This window comes from Streptomyces sp. SID8352 (genome assembly GCF_009862265.1).
GTDB lineage: Bacteria > Actinomycetota > Actinomycetes > Streptomycetales > Streptomycetaceae > Streptomyces.
Window position 1 is genome coordinate 302,765 of sequence record NZ_WWGX01000030.1, and the last position, 16,815, is coordinate 319,579.

Genomic DNA, 16,815 nt, shown 5'->3' on the forward strand with positions numbered 1-16,815 from the left:
CGGCCCGGACAGGGGCGCCGCGGTGTCCGGGAGCGGTGCGTGGACGGGGCGCGAAGGGGGAGCCGGGCGGGGCGCGGCGGGCGTCGTGAACCCGGGGCGTGGGCGGGCCGTGGGCCGGGAGCGGGCGGGCCGTCCGCTCGGGGATGGCGCAATACCACTGATCGGCCGCCAGAGGAAGGGCCCTCCGCGAAGTTCTCGCGAAGGGCTCGGAACGGCCCATGGCCGACACGACCGCGCGCCCCCGGCAGGACTCGAACCTGCGGCCAAGTGCTTAGAGGGCACTGGGTGGGTGGGGGGAATGAGGTGGCGCTGGCCTGCGGGAACGTTCTCGGTTGATGGCTGGCGCCCGAAACTTCGAGCGTTCTCGGGACAGCTGGGCTGCCGCGGTCCCCGTAGCGTGCGGAGGTATGGGTGAGAAGGAGGCGGCACACTGGCGTACGCGGACAGATTCGAGGCCTCAACGCCGAAAGGTGGTCGGGAGCCACGGGGGCGGGACGGCGTTGTCTGACTGGCTCTCCCCCGGGGCAGGAGGCGCGGGGAGAGGCCGCGTACTCGCCAGGTGGTCTGACGTACGTGACGAATCTCCCGGCCAGGGGCTCGTCCGCGCCTGGCGTGAGGTCCGATCGCTTGTCCGAGTTGCTGGCGCGCTTCTCCCGGCGGCTGCAGTGCACCGCCCCTGACTGTGCTCGATCCGTGAGCACAGCTGAGTTGATGAACTTCTCCTCCTAGCCAGGCGGGCCTGTCGCAATGATGATCGGATAGGGAGCCTGGGGGCGAGGAGTTGTTTGTGGTCAACCAGATGATCAACGACAGGTTCTTGCTGCTGCCAGCTGATACACGCAGGGGCGGCCTGTCCGAGGTCCGTAAGGCCATCGATACGCACCATCCTTCGGGCGCCGCTGCGGCAGTGAAGCTGCTCCTTCCGCGCGAGAACGACGAGATCATCGAACTGTTCCTGGAGCGGGAGACTGGCGCGCTGAAAGAGCTGCGGCACCCCCATATCGTCGAGATGCTCGACTCAGGCTGGGACTCTGGTCTGGGGCGGTACTACATCGTGCTGGAGTGGATCGATCGAAGTCTCAAAGAGGAGATGGAGAAGGGGCGCCCGATGCCTTGGGGCTCCTTCTTCGAAGGCATCGGTCGCCCGCTGGCCTCCGCGCTGGCCCACGCCCACGCTCTTGAGATCGAACACCGGGACCTCAAGCCCGACAACGTCCTACTCGCAGACGACGGCACGGTCAAGCTTGCGGACTTCGGCATCGCGAAGATCCGGTCAAAGGTTGCACCGACGGACGAGACGGTTGCTGGCTTCCGCTCAAACCTCTATTCGCCGCCCGAACCAGGCGTTGACCCATGCCAGGCGGCACGTCCTAATCATTTCTCCCTGGATTAAGCGGGCTGTCATCACCACCGATTTCCTGGGAAAGCTTGAGGGGCGCCTCCGTAGCAGAGTCCCTGTGGGCATCGCTTATGGTTACAGCGAAAATGCCTCGGAGTCAGATGCCGACGCCGTCCGCAAGCTGCAGAATCTTGCCGACCGGTACCCGGACCACTTTCATTTCACTCGGCTTAAGAGTGCGCACGCCAAGGTGCTGCTCTTTGGCGATGTATGGATCACCACTAGCTTTAACTGGCTGCCATTCCGGGGAGATCGAAATAGGACTTACCGTAGCGAGGAGGGAACCCTGGTCAGAGGTAGAAGCAGGGCAGATGACCAGCGCCAGCGCTACCTCGCGCAGATCGATGCGGAGCGAGCCTGACAATAATCGGCCGAGCCGAATCTACACGTCGCTGGCTGAGAGGCAGGCTTTCAGTCAGCGACGCGCATCACCGCTCCGCGAAACGTGTTGCGCAACGTTGTGAGGGGTTCGCGTTCGCGGGTGAAGTAGAGCTTGTTGGTGAGGAGGGCCGCCCAGCGTTGCTGCTTCGGGCTGATCCACATACCTGTGCCGGTGAAGCCGTAGTGGACCCAGACATCCTCACGCAGATCGGTGCCGGGTGCGGGGTGCCAGAAGAGTCCGCGGGAGGGGGTGAGCTCGCCGGTACGAATGCGGAGGGAGTCAGCGATCCAGGCCGGGCCGAAGGCGGCCTGCGTCGGGGCGAGCATGTGCTGGAGGAACCGGATGAGGTCGGGGAGGGTGGAGAAGGCGCCGGCGATGCCGCAGGTGCCGCCGAGGAGGCGGGCGGAGAAGTCGTGGGCGGTGCCCTTGAGATGGGTGCCGGTTTCCTCGTCGAGTTCGGTGGGGGCGCAGCGGGCGATCGTGTCCGCAGGCATGGGGCCGAAGCGGGTCTCGGTCATGCCGAGGGGTTCCCAGATGCGGCTGGCTGCCAGGACGTCGAGGGGCTGACCGGCGAGGTATTCGGCGAGGTAGCCGAGGATCAGGGCGGCTCGGTCGGTGTACTCGACGGCCTCGCTGGGGGCGCGGTGGAGGGTCTCGTGGAGGACGCCGTCGCGGATGTCCTGGGGGTCGGTGCCGTACAGGTTCTTGAGGTTGGCGCGGAGAGGCAGGCCGGCGGTGTGGGTCAGGAGCTCGTGGGTCGTGACCTGGCCGAGTGGGTGGCCGGTGGCCTCGGCCCAGAAGGTGCCGAGCGGGGTGTGGAGCTGGAGCTTGCCCTTTTCGACGAGGGTGCCGATGACGGCCCACACAGCGACGATCTTGGTGAGGCTGGCGATGTCGAAGACGGTGTCGAGCCGCATCGGCTCGCGGGGACGAGTCGGGTCGAGGAGGCCGACCGCCCCGCTCGCCGTCGTACCGGAGGCGTTGCCGACGGCCCAGACTGCTCCCGGGTAAACCCGGTCGCGGACGCCGTCCTGGACGAGCTGCTCAATGCGCGGAATGTCGAGCGTCATGGTGTTCCGATCGTAGTGAGATGCCCGGCCCTGGTGGGGGTGCGCCACGGGTGATCAGGCGAGCCGCCTGCCGACCTCGGCGAGGGCTTCGGCGGTGGCGCTCAGGGGAAAACGGGCCGCGTTGGTGGTGCCGACCGCGCGGAGGGCCGGCAGGAGGCCGGGGCTGGTACGGAGGCGGTCGAGTTCGCGGGCGACGGCGTGCGGGTCGGCGAAGTCGGTCGCGAGGCCGGTGCCGCCCAGCGCCTCGGTGAGGCCGGGTACGGGTTGGTGGAGAACGGGGAGCCCGCATGCCTGGGCTTCGAGCGCGACGAGGCCCATGGCCTCCAGCGTCGTGGAAGGCATCACCAGGACGTCGTGGTCGGCGAAGGTCCTCCAGAGCTGTGGCCGGCGTAGCCAGCCGAGGTAGTGCACGTGTACTCCGCGCTGGTGGAGCCGGGGTCCCAGGGCGTGGAACTCGGCTAGGGGTGCGGCGATGGACAGTTCGGCGGACTGGGTGAGGGGGAGGGCCGTCAGCAGGGTGTCGAAGCCCTTCTCGGGGGTGAGGCGGCCGGCGTACAGGATCCGCAGGAGGCTGGAGGGCTGGTTCCGGCGCCGTGGGGGAGGGCTGGCGATGAGGTGGTCGGGGATGCCCCAGGGGATCTTCTCGATCTTGCGGCGTCGGGCGTCGGGGGCGAGGAGAAGCAGTCGGTCCGCCATTGCTCCTGTCGGCACCACTATCGTGTCGGCGGCCCAGGCTGCCTCGCGCAGAGTGGCCAACTGTTCGGGGTGCGTTTCGGCGAAGAGAAGGTCTGTCCCGTGGACCAGGGCGATCCGTGGGAGCTTCGGGAAGGCTCTGAGCAGGGCCGGTGTGGCGCCGAAGGCCAGGTGCTGCAGATGCAGGACTCCGGCGTCGCCCGGATTCACCGCCTCGGCCAGGACTTGCTGGAGGGTGGCGACGTAGCGGCGGAAGGCGTACCCCGTCAGGCACTTTCCCGGCGCCTGCACCAGCTCCAGACCCGCCGGCATGGGCGGCCGCAGGCCCCTGCGCTCGGGCGCGAGCATGAAGGCGCGGGCGGACAGGAGGGGAGCGCGGCCGGTGTACAGGTCGAGGAAGAGCTCGACGCTTCCGCCGGGGCTCGGGAACGGCAGGTCGAGGGCCGTGACGACGGTGGCGTTCACGCGGGGCCTCCCGGGTTCTCCTCGTACAGGCGGGACGTTTCGATACCCTGGCTGGCCCGGTACTTCAGGCCGTGATTCTGGTAGCTGGCCGTGGCACCGAGGGCTTGGAGGAAGACCAACTTGCCGAACTTCATGCGCGGGTAGACCCGGACCGGCCTGCTCGCCCGGATCTCCAGGGTCCAGCGGATGGCGTGGCCCTGGTGCCCGAGAGGAGCGGACACGTGGACCCAGATGCCGAGCGCGCCGATCGTCCTGTCGCCGTTGAGGAACTGTGCGTACGTCTCCGAGCCGGTCCGTTCAAACGTCGTCCCCAGGTAGAGGACCTCTGGCAGCAGCACGTACCCGGACTCGTGGATCGGCCCCTCCTGGAACTCGGTCGGCCTCGCCGCGTCCAGGGAGCCGTCGTGGAAGCGGAGGGTGTCGCCGAGACGCCAGTCGTAGGCGTTGGGGGAGATCCTCCGCGGCTCGTACGGTTCGATGGTGATCTCACCGGCGGCTCTGGCGGCGGCAATGGCGGGGCCGGTGAGGATCATGAGGCCACTGCCCCGAGGGCGGCGAGGTCGCGCCAGTACGCGGAGGGCTGAGGGCCGGTGGACGACTGGTACTTGCCCGCGTAGAGGGCCACTGGGCCGACCGACACGAAGAACATGATCTGGCCGATCCGCATGCCCGGGTACACGCGCAGGGGCCGGATCGGGGAGAGCATGAGCGTCCACTGGCCGTGGAAGCCGATGTCCCCTATGGGAGCGGTGATCTCGACGAACAGGCCGAGGCGGCCGACCGAGGAGCGGCCGAAGAGCAGAGGGACGAAGGTGTCCGAGCCGACCTCCTCGATGGTGTGGCCGAGGTAGAGCTGGCCGGGCTGGAGCTCGAAGCCGTCCGGCCCGATCTCGATCGACTCGGTGGCGTTCGGCCGGTGGGCGTCCAGGGCCTGGGCGGTGTAGGTGAGCAGGGTCCCGCCGAGACGGACGTTGTAGCTGTTCGGGTTTACCTGAGTCGGCTCGAACGGGGAGATACGGATGCGGCCGTCGGCCGCGGCCTGGGTGATCTCGGGGCCGGTGAGGATCATCGGGAATCTCCATCGGTGAGCGTGCGCTGTACGGCCTGGCTGAGACGGATGCCGGCCTGCCGGGTGCGGCCCCCGAGGTACGCGTCGGCGAGATAGCCGGTGGTCAGTACGGTCGGCAGGCGGTCGGGCAGGGGGTGGGGCGTGGACTTGACCGGGCCCGCTTGCGCGGTGAGGCGGGCGAAGAGGGCTGCCGGGTCTGTGAGGAAGCGCTCGGGTACGTGGGCGTGCACGAGCTGGTTGTCGAAGGGCTCGATGGCCAGGAGATCGCCCTGCGTAAGTACGGTCCCTAACTGGGGAGACCGAAGTGTGGTCTCGTTCAGCAGCACGGCTTCGGCCCCCAGACCGTTGTGGAGGCGGTCGGCGACGTCGGAGAGCAGGGCGCGACGGTCGAGCGGACCGTTCGCGTACGGGGGTCTGAGCAGACCGAGCGGTGCGCGCAGTTCCTCGTGGATGGCGGCGATGGCCTCCCGTGTACGGCCGAGTTCGTGGGGGAGGGCGGCTGTCTGCGGGAAGGAGCCCACCTGGGCGGCCCAGCCCGCGCCCACGGGTTCAGTCAGCGCGTACCCGGTCGCGAGTTCACGCCCCTTGAGGACGAGCGTGTCCCCGACGGACACCGGCTTCGGACGCTCGCTGTGACAGTGCCCGGCGAAGACGATGTCCAGGAACGGACAGGCAGCGGCCAACTTGAGGTCCTCGTCGAACCCGGAGTGGCTGAGCACCACCCAGGAGTCGGCCCGGTGGTGATGGGTCAGCATCAGCTTGCGCAGTGCCTGGACCGGTTCGGTGACACGGTGTCCGGCGCGCTGGTCGGCGGGGATGGCATTGAACGCCTGGGGACCGATGATGCCCGTGACGGCGACGCGGCGGGTGCCGACATTCACGAGGCGGGCAGGATGAAAGAGCGGATCGCCCGTCTCGGCGTCCACGGCGTTCGCGCACACCGTGATGGCGTGGAGGTCCGGTCGGAAGTAGTGGCCCCAGCCGTGGTTGCCCGGAGCCACGGCGTCGTAGAGACGGACCAGGACGTCCCGCTCGATCCGGCCTTGACCGAGCCGGTAGTAGCCCGTGCCCTCGAAGAAGTCCCCGCAGTCGACGACGAAGCTGTCGTGCCTCATGGCATGCAGGTGCGCGAGCATCGGTACGGCGTCGTCGAAGGCCGAGTGGAAGTCGGTGGTGGCGATGATTCGCTGGAAGCGTCTGGCTGCGGTCATGGGGTGACCTCGCAGATGTCGGCGCCGAGCGCGAGGAGCTTGCCGGGCAGGTCGGCGTGCCCGCGGCGGACCTGGTCGACTCCGCCGAGCGTGGTGACGCCACGGGCGGTGAGCCCGGCGACCATCAGCGTCGAACCCGTGCGGATGTCGGTCGCCTCCACTCCGGCACCCGTCAGCCGCTGGGGTCCGGTGAACCGGCACTCGGTGGAGGACAGTTCGGTGATCTCCCCACCCATGCGGACGAGCTGCGGGACGAGGTTGCTGTGGCGCCCGGGGTTGATCGGGTCCGAGAACAAGTGCGTGCCGGGGAAGCCCAGGGCGAGGCCGAGGAGCGGCGGTTCGAAGTCGGCGTCGAGGCCGTTGGGGGAGAGGGTGGCCATGGCACGCAGGGGACGGCCGGTCGGCTGGGTGTTCCGGCCGTGAACGACGAGTGCCTCGGCTCCATCGGCCGTGGGGATGCCCATCCGGTTCAGGGCGGAGACCAATGGTGCAATGTCGGGTCCGTGGATGCCCTCGATCCGTGCCGTGCCACCGGTGGCGGCCACGGCACAGGCCAGGGTCCCGGCCTCGATCTTGTCTCCCGGCACCTTCCAGGCGGGTACGTCCTCCGAGGTGGAAGGCGGCGGTACGAGGGTGAGGATGCGCTCGCCGGCACGGTACGCGTACCCCACGGTCGTCAGAGCGTCCAGAACGCAGAGGACCTCCGGGGAGAGGTTCGGCTGCCCGAGTCGAAGCGGTGTACCCGCTACCACGGCGCGCAGCACCGCGGCGATCGTCGCCCCGCGCGAGCGGAATGGCAGGACCAGCGACACCGTGCCACGGACCACCTTGCCGGCTTCGACCACGTACCCGCGATCGTCCACACGGACGCGGTCGCCGAAGGCTTCGTACACCTTGAAGTGCTGCTCCATCCCGCGGTCGCCGATCCGGCATCCGCCCGGCCAGGGGAGCCGGGTACGGCCGCGCAGGGCGATCAGAGCGGGGACGAGATAGTACGAGGCGCGGATGCTGGAAGCGGCCTCGCCCAGGCCGTCGGGCGTCGGGGTCGCCTCGCCGGGGAGGACGAGGACGGTGTGGCTGTCACCCACGGGGTGGGAGGTGTTCCAGCCCGCCTGGTGCAGCAGGCCCAGCAGCGTCTGGACATCCGAGCTGGCGGGGACGTTGTCGAGACGTACGGGGCGAAGGAGGGCAGCCGCAGCGGCGACGAGCGGGAGCGCGGCGTTCTTCGAACCGTCGACCGTCACTGCACCGGCGAGGGGCGGACCGGGCCGGATGGCGATCACCTGGGATGTGACGGCGGGGACGCGGGTGCTCACGTGTACTCCTCTGTACGGGAAGGGACGCGGCGGCCGTGGCCGCGACGGATGAGGGCTCGGCCATGTCGATCTCGGCCCAGCAGGACTTGCCGGAGTCCGTGGGCGTCGTACCGAAGCGGTCGGCGAGCACGCCGACCAGGAAGAGGCCGCGTCCGCCCTCGCCGTCGTCCTCCGGCAGCGTCGGGGCGGGCAACGCGGGACCGCGGTCGCGGACCTCTACTCGCAGCACCGCGCCGGACAGACGGACGTCCACAGGGATCGTGTGGTGCCCGGCGTACCGGATCGCGTTTGTCGCGAGCTCGCTGAACACCACTTCGGCCGTGTGGACGACGTCGGAATCCGGTGGGGTCTCCGCCCAGTCCTGGACGGCGTCCCGAACCCGCCGACGTGCCGTGGTCACGGCGGCCGGTGTCGGCAGGATGAAGAAAGTGATCTGGTGCGCTTCCACGAGCGGCCTCCAGGGGTGGGATCGACCAGCCCAAGGAACCGTGGAACGCAATGTGTTTGCGATGGCCTGTGCTCGTGGTGCATCGCGTATGCAGAAGCTGCATGTCGACCCCGTACGGCTCGCATACGCTCGCCCGCACGGGCATGCTCGACACGGACGGAAGGGCATGGATGGCCGATGTGAGGACCGAAGCCGAGAAGATCGGCGAGACGATCAAGCGCGCCCGCCAACTCAGCGGACGTTCGCAGAAGGACGTAGCTGCCGCCCTGGGCTACCACCAGTCCAAGCTCAGCCGCCTGGAAGGTGGACGAGGCACGGAGGACATCCGCGTCTTACGCGCCGTCGCCGCCGAACTCCGCATTCCGCCACACCTCCTCGGCCTGAGCTACGCCGACGTGTCCGCCGCACCACATCCCGACGATCCCGAGACAGAAGACATGCGCCGCCGCACCTTCCTGGCCGCGAGCATCGCCTCCCTCACGACCCCGGCCACGCCCGCCACCGCCGCACATGACGACCTCGTACGCTCACTTCTCCCCGGCCCCAGAGCCGCCACTGCCTCTTCGTGGAACGGAGAGATCCAGCCCTTGCGGGACAGGCTCACCACCGCCCGCCGCCTCTTCTGCACCTGCGACTACGCGGAGCTGGAGGCGATGCTGCCCGGTCTCATCACCGATCTGCGGCAGGCAGCCAGCGACCATCGCAACGCCGAGGAGACGGCCGGGCTTCTGGCCACCGCGTACCGGACGTCGACGAGTCTGCTGCTCAAGCAAGGCGACCAGGGCAACGCCTGGTTGGCGGTGGGACGCGCCATGGCGGAGGCCGAGTGCTCCGGCGATCCCGTCGTCCTCGCCTCCAGCGTCCGCCTTCACGCTCACGTTCTGGCCCGTGAGAAGCACACCGCCCAGGCCGTCACCCTCGTCCGCCACACGGCAGGCCAGCTCGTCGGCTCCTACGATCGGCACTCGTCCCGGTACCTCGCCGCCGTCGGCCTGCTGCTCCTACGAGGAGCGACTGCGGCCAGCCGCGGCGGCGACCGTGCAGCAACCCGGGAGTTCCTCGACGAGGCACGGGAGGTCGCCCGGTACGTCGCTCTCGACCAGCCCGACGATTGGGCCAACTTCAGCCCAACCAACGTCGCGATCCACGCCGTCAGTGCCTCGGTGTCATTCGGTGACGCAGGCATCGCTTTGACTGCCGCAGCGCCCCTCATGCGCCGGCACATCCCCGCTCCCGAACGCAGGGCAGCGCTCTGGGTCGAAGCCGCCCGCGCCTACGGCCAGCAGGGCCGCCTCGCCGAGGGCTATCAGGCCCTCCGCATCGCCGAGACCTGTGCCGCCCAGGACGTACGCCGTCCCGCCGTCCGCGACCTGGTCGCCGACATGGCCGCCCGGGACCGACGACGTACGCTGCCCGAGCTCCACCACTTCAGCCGCCGACTGGGAGTCCCCGCGTGACAGCACAGCCGTTCCTGTACGTCGTTGTCTGCGCCGCCGGCATCGCGGGCGACGCCCACAAGCTGATCACCGCGGCCCAGGAGCGGGGCTGGGGCGTGGGAGTCGTCGCGACACCGCAGGGACTCGGCTTCCTCGACACCAAGGCGATCGAGGCTCAGACCGGCTACCCGATCCGCTCGGCCTGGCGCAGTCCCGGCGACCCGCGCCCGCTTCCGCCGGCCGACGCCATCGCCGTCGCGCCGGCCACGTTCAACACCGTCAACAAGTGGGCCGCCGGCATTGCGGACACCCTGGCGCTGGGCATCCTGTGCGAGGCGTACGGGATGGGCATACCGACGGTCGTCCTGCCGTACGTGAACGCGGCCATGGCCGCGCATCCGGCGTACGGCCGGAGCCTGGACCGGTTGCGGGAGATGGGAGTGCTGGTCGGGGCGTACGAGCCGCACCGGCCGAAGGCGGGCGGGGGAGCGGATCGCTTCCGGTGGGAGGAGGCGTTGGAGCTGTTGGAGGGCAAGATCGACTGATCGCGATCCGGCCTACCCTCTCAGCACCGTGGTGGGTGTGTTCCGAATCGGAACAGGTTCGTTGTTCCGAAACGGAACGGCGCGGGTGTTCCGAATCGGAACGCGAGCGCTGTTCCCTCGGGGAACACATTGGCTGTTCCTTCAGGGAACGCGTTCGGTCTTCCCTGAAGGAACGGGCCCGCCTCCGCACGCCAGTACTGGGGAGCGGGCTGCGGAACGTGGAGGGTCACCGACCTCACCATGATCCCCACCGGTGAGGGGCCCTTGTGGCTGTCGGCGATCAGGGACGCGTTCTCCCGCCGCGTGGTCGCCTGGGAGTCCTCCGCCCACGCGGACGCCGACCTCGTACTGACCACCCTCAAGTACGTCCTCGCCTCCCGGGAGGTCGAACCGGGCCGGCTGATCCACCATGCCGACCACGGCTGCCAGTACACATCCGTGAAACTCACCACACGGCTGCTACGGGCAGGAATCGAGGCATCCATGGGATCCGTCGGCGACTCGTACGGCAACGCTCTCGCGGAGAACCTGTGGATGCTCAACAAGACCGAGGGCCTGCGCGGCCGCACCTTCGCCACCCGAGCCGACGCGAACCTCGCACTCTTCGAGTACATCGACGGGTCCCACAACAGTCGGCACATCCAGAAACGGCTCGGCCACCTCAGCCCCGTCGAGTTCGAAGAGAAGCACTACGCCGAGCAGGCAGCGGCCGAACGAGCGAACCTGAAACCCCACCCACCCGCTCTGACCGTTGATCAATCCCTCCCGGGCAACGGGGGAGCCTCAATCCGGTAGCTGGCTCAGACGGCTACATGAATGGGCCGAGCATCGGCGCGTCCGTGGGAGAGCACCTGGGCGAGGACTTCTCGGAACAGGACGACGTCCCTGGGCGGTGCTTCGATGACGGCTTTGATCTCGCCGTCGCTCAACCGCAGGTCTGCCAGTGCCTCAGGGCGGAGCGAGACGCGGAGGGCGTTACCTGCCAGAACGGCTTCGCGTACACAGCCGTACGCGGTCCCCTGCCTGGCTGCGACCAGGCAGTGCGTGTCCATGCTCAGGGCGACCTCCTGATCATCCGGGTCTTCCTCGCCTGCCATGAACATCAAGATGAAGCCGCTTCTGTCCTCGCCCTCGGCAAGAGCAACCTCGGTGAAGCAGCCATCAGGGTTGATCTCGGTTGTGGCGACCCGCGTAGTGAATCGGTATGTCATGACGGGGTTTCTGTCAACGCGTCCAGCCGGGACAGGACATGAGGGCGGGGCGTCGGCGTTCCGCCCCCATGTGATGGTGCCCATGACGCTGACTCCGGGATCCCCCTGGGAAAGTCCGGGGAGCATCCGGTTCACCCGAGGCAGACGGGGAAGAGCACGAAAGGACTGGTCACGGCCCTGGGGCCATGTCATCGCGATCTTCGCTTCCTCGCTCGCCTCGCCTCATCCGGTACAGCGTTCATGCCTGCCCGACGGAGTCGAGGGCCGGCTCGCCGTCATCCACCCGGAAACCCGGCGGCAGCGAAGAGCGCGCAGGCCGGAGTGATGCAGGGCAGCGGGCGACGCCAAAACTTCGGGAAGTTTTCGGGAGAACCAGCCGCCAGAGGCCGCCTCTGACCGGATTCAGCCGGACAGGTTCAGCCACCAGGGGCGCCCTTCCCGATCTCCTCGCCGCTGGCCGAAAACCACCTCTGGCCAGCAAAGAGGCCCTCCCGAAGGAGGGTCTGGGATCTTGCGCCCCCGGCAGGACTCGAACCTGCGGCCAAGTGCTTAGAAGGCACCTGCTCTATCCACTGAGCTACGGGGGCCTGATGGGGTGGCCGCTGCCCTGGTGGCCCGTGCGGGGCCGGTCCGTGGCAGTGCCGGGGACAAGGATAGGGCTCCCGGTTCCATGTCCCTGGTGCCTCGCCTCCGTGGCTCAATGTGGAGGTTCGGTGAAGCGGTCCTGATAATCGCAGGCGGGTACGAATCGTGCAGCGCTTTTCACGCCTCGCGCGGCGGGTGTTGTGCACTCGTTATGCCTGGACCGCCCCCGCGCCCCACTCGCCCTCTCCGTCCGAAGTGTCCGGTCGGCGCGCAGGCATGCGCATATGCTTCAGAATTCCCCTAAAATTGGGCATTCTTCCCATGTGGTGACCTTGGACGTACGGCCTCAACTGCTCGACGCGCTCTCCGCGCTGCGTGACCGCGTCGCGGCCGCACGCTTCCCGCTGCCCCTGCCCGGGGCCCCCCGCGCGCGTGCCAACCGCGACGAACTGCTCGCCCAGCTCGACGACTACCTCGTGCCCCGCCTGAGAGATCCGGAAGCACCGCTGCTCGCCGTGGTGGGGGGCTCCACCGGCGCCGGCAAGTCCACCCTCGTCAATTCGCTCGTGGGGCGCCGGGTCAGCGAGGCCGGCGTCCTGCGGCCCACCACCCGGACACCGGTGCTGGTCTGCCATCCCGAGGACCACCACTGGTTCAGCGGCATGCGCGTGCTGCCCGACCTCGCCCGGGTGTGGACCCCCCGCCGGGAGGCCGACGACGACCTGCTGCCCCCGGGCGAGGACCCCGCGCGGGTGCTGCGCATCGAGACCGCCGAAAGCCTCCCGCCCGGCGTCGCCCTGCTGGACGCCCCCGACATCGACTCCCTCATCGCCGACAACCGCGTCCTGGCCGCCGAGTTGCTCTGCGCCGCGGACATCTGGGTGATGGTCACCACGGCCGCGCGCTACGCCGACGCCGTGCCCTGGCACCTGCTGCGCACCGCCAAGGAGTACGACGCCACCCTCGTGACCGTGCTCGACCGGGTGCCGCACCAGGTCGTCACCGAGGTCTCCCGCCGGTACGGCGCGCTGCTCACCAAGGCCGGGCTGGGCGACGTCCCCCGCTTCACCGTGCCCGAGCTGCCCGAGTCCGCCTGGGGCGGCGGGCTGCTGCCGGCCACCGCCGTGGCCCCGCTGCGCGCCTGGCTCGTCCACCGGGCCCAGGACCTCGGCGCCCGGCACCACGCCATGGCCCGCACCGCGCACGGCGTCCTCGACTCCCTCGGCGCCCGGATGCCCGAACTGGCCGGGGCCAGCGCCGCCCAGTACGCCGCCGCGCTGCGGCTCACCACCGCCGTCGACGAGGCGTACGACGGTGAGCACGCGCGGGTGCGGGGCAGGCTGAAGGCGGGCGCGGTGCTCGCCGGGGACGCGCTCAAGCGCTGGCGGGCCTTCCCCCTGGACTGCTCCCCGGCGGAGCTGCTCGACTCGCTGGTGGAGAGCCTCACCGCCCTGCTGCTCTGCTCCGTCACCGCAGCCGACGAACGCGTCGACGCGGCCTGGCGGCGCGAACCGGCCGCCGGCGCCCCCGGGCTGGAGGACCCCGACCCCGAGCCGGACACCGCCGAGCACCGCATCGGCATGGCCGTCCGGCGCTGGCGGCGGGAGCTGGAGGAGTACGCCGAGGAGGAGGCGCGCGGGCTGGACCGCGCGGTGGCACCGGAGCCCGAGACGGTCGCCGCCCTCGTCGCCACCGCGCTGCTGGGCGGACGCCGGGCGCGCGGCGCCGGGGAGGGCCTCGCCGAGCGGCTCGGCGCCCACGGCGCGCTGCGGCTGCGCGACCGGGGCGGACGGCTGCTGGCCGAGCAGGTCGACCTGGTGGTGCACACCGAGCGCGAGCGCCGCCTCGCCCCGCTGGACGCGCTGGACGTCCACCCCGAGCCGCAGGCCGAACTCATCGCCGCGCTGTCCGTACTGCAGAAGGAGAGGTGACCCGGTGACCGCCGTCACTGACCAGGACCCCACCGAGCACACCGACCACACGGAGGGGCAGGGCCCCGAGAGGCACGGGGGAGCGGACGAGCGCGGCGCGGGGGGCGGGGCGGGGAGCGCCGCGCCGGGGGAGGGGACCGGGGGCGTGCGACCCGGCGCGGGAGCGGGGGGCGGTTCGCGCCCCGGGGACGGCTCGGGTCCCCGGGACGGTGTGGGCCCGGCCCGGGGCGGGGACGCGGCGGCGGGCGGTGCCGGGGCGGGGGCCGGTGGTGGAGAGAGCCCGGGGTCGGGCTCGGGCCGGCGCCACGGCTCGGGCCACGGACCGGTGACTGCGGGGCCGGAAGCGCGGGGCGGGGCGGGCCGCGGGAGCGAGGGCGCCGGTGGTCCCGAGGGCGCGGCGCGGGGGGCTGCCCGTGGGGCGTGGGGTTCCGTGGACGCGGGGCGTGCGGTGCGTGCGTCTGGTGAGGCCGGGGCGGGGGCCGTGGGACACGGGGCCGGTACGGAGGGCACGGGGGGTGCCGGGGACGTCGGGGGCGTGGGGAGCGCCGGAGCCAGTGGGACCCGTGGTACGTCCCGTGGCGGGTCCGCCGGGGCGGGAGGTGCCCGGGGCTCCGGAGCCGGTGCCGCCCCGGGAGTCGTCGGTGTGACGGGTGGGACCGGTAGGACGGGCGGGACGGCCGGGCCCGGAGCCGCCGGCGGTCCTGGTGAGGTGGGAGCCGCCAAGGGTGCCGGTGGGGTCGTAGCCGCCAGTGGCCCCGTCGGGCCCGGTGGAGCCGGCGGCGAGGGGAAGGGAGCCACCCGTGAGGACCGTGCCGGGACTCCGCCCCGGAGCGGGCACGCCGGACGCGCCCCGGAGCACGGGCGGACGGAGGACGTGTCCACGCGCGGGCACGCGCACGGGCACACCGGGGACCGTTCCCCCGCGCGCGGGCACGACACCCCCGGCGGCTTCCGGCGCGCGGCACCGGAGGACGGCGGCGCCGCCGTCGGCACCGCGCCCGCGCAGGCCGCGGCCCGCGGCCGTACGCCTGAGGAGGGCCTCTGGGGCGACGGGCTGATCGCCCGCCGGGTGGACGAGAGCGGCGGCGCGGAACGCCACGCCCCCGCCGAGCGAGGGCTCCCCGGCTCCACCGCCGTGACCCCGCTCGCCTACGACGGTCCGCTGCGCGCCCGGCTGGACGCGCTGCGCGAGCTGGTCGGCCTCTCCCGGGCCCGCGTCGACAACGGGACGCTGGCCGAGGCCGGCCGGGTCCTCGACGAGGCCGCCGCGCGCCGCAGGCTCTCCGGCCGGCACACCGTCGTCGCCATCGCGGGCGCCACCGGCAGCGGCAAGTCGCAGCTCTTCAACGCGCTCGCCGGGGTGGCGATCTCCGAGACCGGGGTGCGCCGTCCGACCACCTCCGCGCCCATCGCGTGCAGCTGGAGCGACGGCGCGGCGGGCCTCCTGGACCGGCTCGGCGTCCCCGGGCGGCTGCGCCGCCGCCCCCTGGGTCACCCCGAGGAGGACTCGCCGCTGCGCGGGCTGGTCCTGATCGACCTGCCCGACCACGACTCGGCGGCCGTGGAGCACCGCGCGCAGGTCGACCGCGTCCTCTGCCTCGTCGACGCGGTCATCTGGGTCGTCGACCCCGAGAAGTACGCCGACGCCGTCCTCCACGAGCGCTATCTGCGGCCGATGGCCGGTCACGCCGAGATCACCCTCGTCGTGCTCAACCAGGTAGACCGGCTGCCCGGGGAGGCCGCCGAGCAGGTCCTCGACGACCTGCGCCGACTGCTCGACGAGGACGGGATCGCCCTGGGCGAGCACGGCGAACCGGGCGCCACCGTCATGGCGCTCTCCGCGCTCACCGGCGACGGCCTGGACGAACTGCGCGAGGTGCTCGGCCGGTTCGTCGCCGAACGCCAGGCACCGGCCCTGCGCGTCGCGGCCGACCTGGACGCCGCCGCCGGACGGCTCCGGCCGGTCTACGTCACCGGGCGGCGCACCGGGCTCAGCGAGGAGGCGCGGGAGGAGTTCGCCGACCGGCTCGCCGACGCGGTCGGCGCCACCGCGGCCGGCGACGCGGCGGAGCGCGCCTGGCTGCGCAACGCCAACCGGGCCTGCGGCACGCCCTGGCTGCGGCTGTGGCGCTGGTGCCACGACCGCCGCGAACCGGCCACCGGGCGGCTCGCCGTGCGCGCCCAGCACGACGAGGAGGCCACCGCCCGGCAGCGGGTGGAGCAGGCGGTGCGCACCGTGACCGACCGGGCGTCGGCCGGGCTGCCCGCGCCGTGGGCCCAGGCGATGCGGGAGGCGGCGGCCCGCGGCCTGCGGGGGCTGCCGGAGGCGCTGGACGAACTGGCGGTGCGCAGCGCCCCGCCGCAGGGGCGTCCGCCGCGGCCGGGATGGTGGCCGGCGGCCGTGCTCGCCCAGGCGTCCATGACCCTGCTCCAGGTGCTGGGCGGCCTGTGGCTGCTGGGGCAGATCGTCGGCTATCTGTCGCCCGAGCTGGGGGTTCCGGTGCTGTTGATGATCTCCGGGATCGTGGGCGGGCCGGTCATCGAGTGGAGCTGCCGGATGGCCGCCCGGGGCCCGGCCCGCCGTTACGGCGACGAGGCGGAGCGGCGGCTGCGGGAGGCGGCGGCGGGGTGCGGCCGGGCCAGGGTGCTCGATCCGCTGGCGGCGGAACTGCTGCGCTACCGGGAGGTGCGGGAGCAGTACGGGAGGGTCACGGGGGCGGGGGCTCGGTAGGGGGCGGGACCGGGTGCGGCCGGAGCCGTGGGAGCGGGACCGGGTGGGGCCGCCGGACCCCGTGGCTGCCGGGCCGTGTTGCCGCCGTCCTGCCGTGCCGCCGTCCTGCCGTGCCGCCCGGGGTGGCCGACCGCTTGTGGCGTGAGGTGGCGCTGATGTCCCGCCGCTGATGTCCCGGGTCCCGCCGGGGCCGGCGGTCCCGGTGGGAGAGGGGCCCGGGCGCGGGGCCGGGGTCCGGTGGTTCACGGAACGGCTCACTCGTCCGGGTGGCGGAGTTCTCCACAGGCCCGGGGCCGTCCACAGGCCCCGGCGGGATCGGGCCG

General features: G+C 71.4%; 14 protein-coding genes, 2 tRNA genes and 2 pseudogenes. 7 read left to right on the forward strand and 11 right to left on the reverse strand.

What is annotated here, in order from left to right; all coding sequences use genetic code 11:
* Window positions 1-236: 236 nt before the first annotated feature.
* Window positions 237-324, reverse strand: a tRNA-Arg gene (locus GTY84_RS10575).
* A 463-nt stretch (window positions 325-787) separates the two neighbouring features.
* On the opposite strand from GTY84_RS10575, the gene GTY84_RS10580 reads away from it, so the two are divergent.
* Window positions 788-1,393 carry a protein kinase gene (locus GTY84_RS10580; RefSeq protein WP_345943390.1) on the forward strand — a complete coding sequence of 202 codons (606 nt, stop codon included), beginning with the start codon at window positions 788-790 and terminating at the stop codon, window positions 1,391-1,393.
* A 103-nt stretch (window positions 1,394-1,496) separates the two neighbouring features.
* Here the strand turns inward: GTY84_RS10580 and GTY84_RS33645 are convergent, their stop codons facing one another.
* From GTY84_RS33645 to GTY84_RS10620, 8 genes and pseudogenes are all read right to left on the reverse strand, one after another.
* On the reverse strand, window positions 1,497-1,763 hold the full coding sequence (locus tag GTY84_RS33645; protein WP_237532164.1) for a hypothetical protein: 267 nt from the start codon (window positions 1,761-1,763) through the stop codon (window positions 1,497-1,499).
* Window positions 1,764-1,810: 47 nt separating this feature from the next.
* Window positions 1,811-2,851, reverse strand: coding sequence for a serine hydrolase domain-containing protein (locus GTY84_RS10590; protein ID WP_161225892.1), 1,041 nt, complete (start codon window positions 2,849-2,851; stop codon window positions 1,811-1,813).
* A 54-nt stretch (window positions 2,852-2,905) separates the two neighbouring features.
* Window positions 2,906-4,009: a glycosyltransferase family 4 protein gene (locus tag GTY84_RS10595; protein WP_161225893.1), complete on the reverse strand. Its 1,104-nt coding sequence runs from the start codon at window positions 4,007-4,009 to the stop codon at window positions 2,906-2,908.
* The gene (locus GTY84_RS10600; protein ID WP_161225894.1) at window positions 4,006-4,542 is read right to left on the reverse strand and encodes a deoxycytidine triphosphate deaminase; all 537 of its coding nucleotides are present in this window, start codon (window positions 4,540-4,542) and stop codon (window positions 4,006-4,008) included. The genes GTY84_RS10595 and GTY84_RS10600 overlap by 4 nt, the downstream gene beginning before the upstream one ends.
* The gene (gene dcd, locus GTY84_RS10605; RefSeq protein WP_161225895.1) at window positions 4,539-5,078 is read right to left on the reverse strand and encodes a dCTP deaminase; all 540 of its coding nucleotides are present in this window, start codon (window positions 5,076-5,078) and stop codon (window positions 4,539-4,541) included. Before dcd ends, GTY84_RS10600 begins: the two co-directional genes overlap by 4 nt.
* Window positions 5,075-6,289 carry a bifunctional metallophosphatase/5'-nucleotidase gene (locus GTY84_RS10610; RefSeq protein ID WP_161225896.1) on the reverse strand — a complete coding sequence of 405 codons (1,215 nt, stop codon included), beginning with the start codon at window positions 6,287-6,289 and terminating at the stop codon, window positions 5,075-5,077. Before GTY84_RS10610 ends, dcd begins: the two co-directional genes overlap by 4 nt.
* Window positions 6,286-7,605, reverse strand: coding sequence for a UDP-N-acetylglucosamine 1-carboxyvinyltransferase (locus GTY84_RS10615; protein ID WP_161225897.1), 1,320 nt, complete (start codon window positions 7,603-7,605; stop codon window positions 6,286-6,288). Before GTY84_RS10615 ends, GTY84_RS10610 begins: the two co-directional genes overlap by 4 nt.
* Before the next feature lie 97 nt (window positions 7,606-7,702).
* Window positions 7,703-8,221: pseudogene (locus GTY84_RS10620) on the reverse strand (ATP-binding protein); the annotation flags it as partial.
* 2 nt (window positions 8,222-8,223) lie between these two features.
* Here GTY84_RS10620 and GTY84_RS10625 point away from each other — a divergent pair.
* From GTY84_RS10625 to GTY84_RS34570, 4 genes and pseudogenes are all read left to right on the forward strand, one after another.
* The gene (locus tag GTY84_RS10625; protein ID WP_161225898.1) at window positions 8,224-9,510 is read left to right on the forward strand and encodes a helix-turn-helix transcriptional regulator; all 1,287 of its coding nucleotides are present in this window, start codon (window positions 8,224-8,226) and stop codon (window positions 9,508-9,510) included.
* Window positions 9,507-10,034 carry a flavoprotein gene (locus GTY84_RS10630; RefSeq protein ID WP_161225899.1) on the forward strand — a complete coding sequence of 176 codons (528 nt, stop codon included), beginning with the start codon at window positions 9,507-9,509 and terminating at the stop codon, window positions 10,032-10,034. The genes GTY84_RS10625 and GTY84_RS10630 overlap by 4 nt, the downstream gene beginning before the upstream one ends.
* Window positions 10,035-10,271: 237 nt before the next feature.
* Window positions 10,272-10,523: pseudogene (locus GTY84_RS34565) on the forward strand (DDE-type integrase/transposase/recombinase); the annotation flags it as partial.
* A 45-nt stretch (window positions 10,524-10,568) separates the two neighbouring features.
* Window positions 10,569-10,829 carry an IS3 family transposase gene (locus GTY84_RS34570; protein WP_272919178.1) on the forward strand — a complete coding sequence of 87 codons (261 nt, stop codon included), beginning with the start codon at window positions 10,569-10,571 and terminating at the stop codon, window positions 10,827-10,829.
* 5 nt (window positions 10,830-10,834) lie between these two features.
* Here GTY84_RS34570 and GTY84_RS10640 read toward each other — a convergent pair whose 3' ends face one another.
* Window positions 10,835-11,245: an Imm10 family immunity protein gene (locus GTY84_RS10640; protein ID WP_161225901.1), complete on the reverse strand. Its 411-nt coding sequence runs from the start codon at window positions 11,243-11,245 to the stop codon at window positions 10,835-10,837.
* Between the two features lie 514 nt (window positions 11,246-11,759).
* A tRNA-Arg gene (locus tag GTY84_RS10645) sits at window positions 11,760-11,832 on the reverse strand.
* Window positions 11,833-12,153: 321 nt separating this feature from the next.
* Here GTY84_RS10645 and GTY84_RS10650 point away from each other — a divergent pair.
* The gene (locus tag GTY84_RS10650; RefSeq protein ID WP_161225902.1) at window positions 12,154-13,761 is read left to right on the forward strand and encodes a dynamin family protein; all 1,608 of its coding nucleotides are present in this window, start codon (window positions 12,154-12,156) and stop codon (window positions 13,759-13,761) included.
* Between the two features lie 709 nt (window positions 13,762-14,470).
* Complete coding sequence (locus GTY84_RS10655; protein ID WP_345943391.1) at window positions 14,471-16,492, forward strand: YfjP family GTPase; 2,022 nt, start codon at window positions 14,471-14,473, stop codon at window positions 16,490-16,492.
* Window positions 16,493-16,815: the final 323 nt, after the last annotated feature.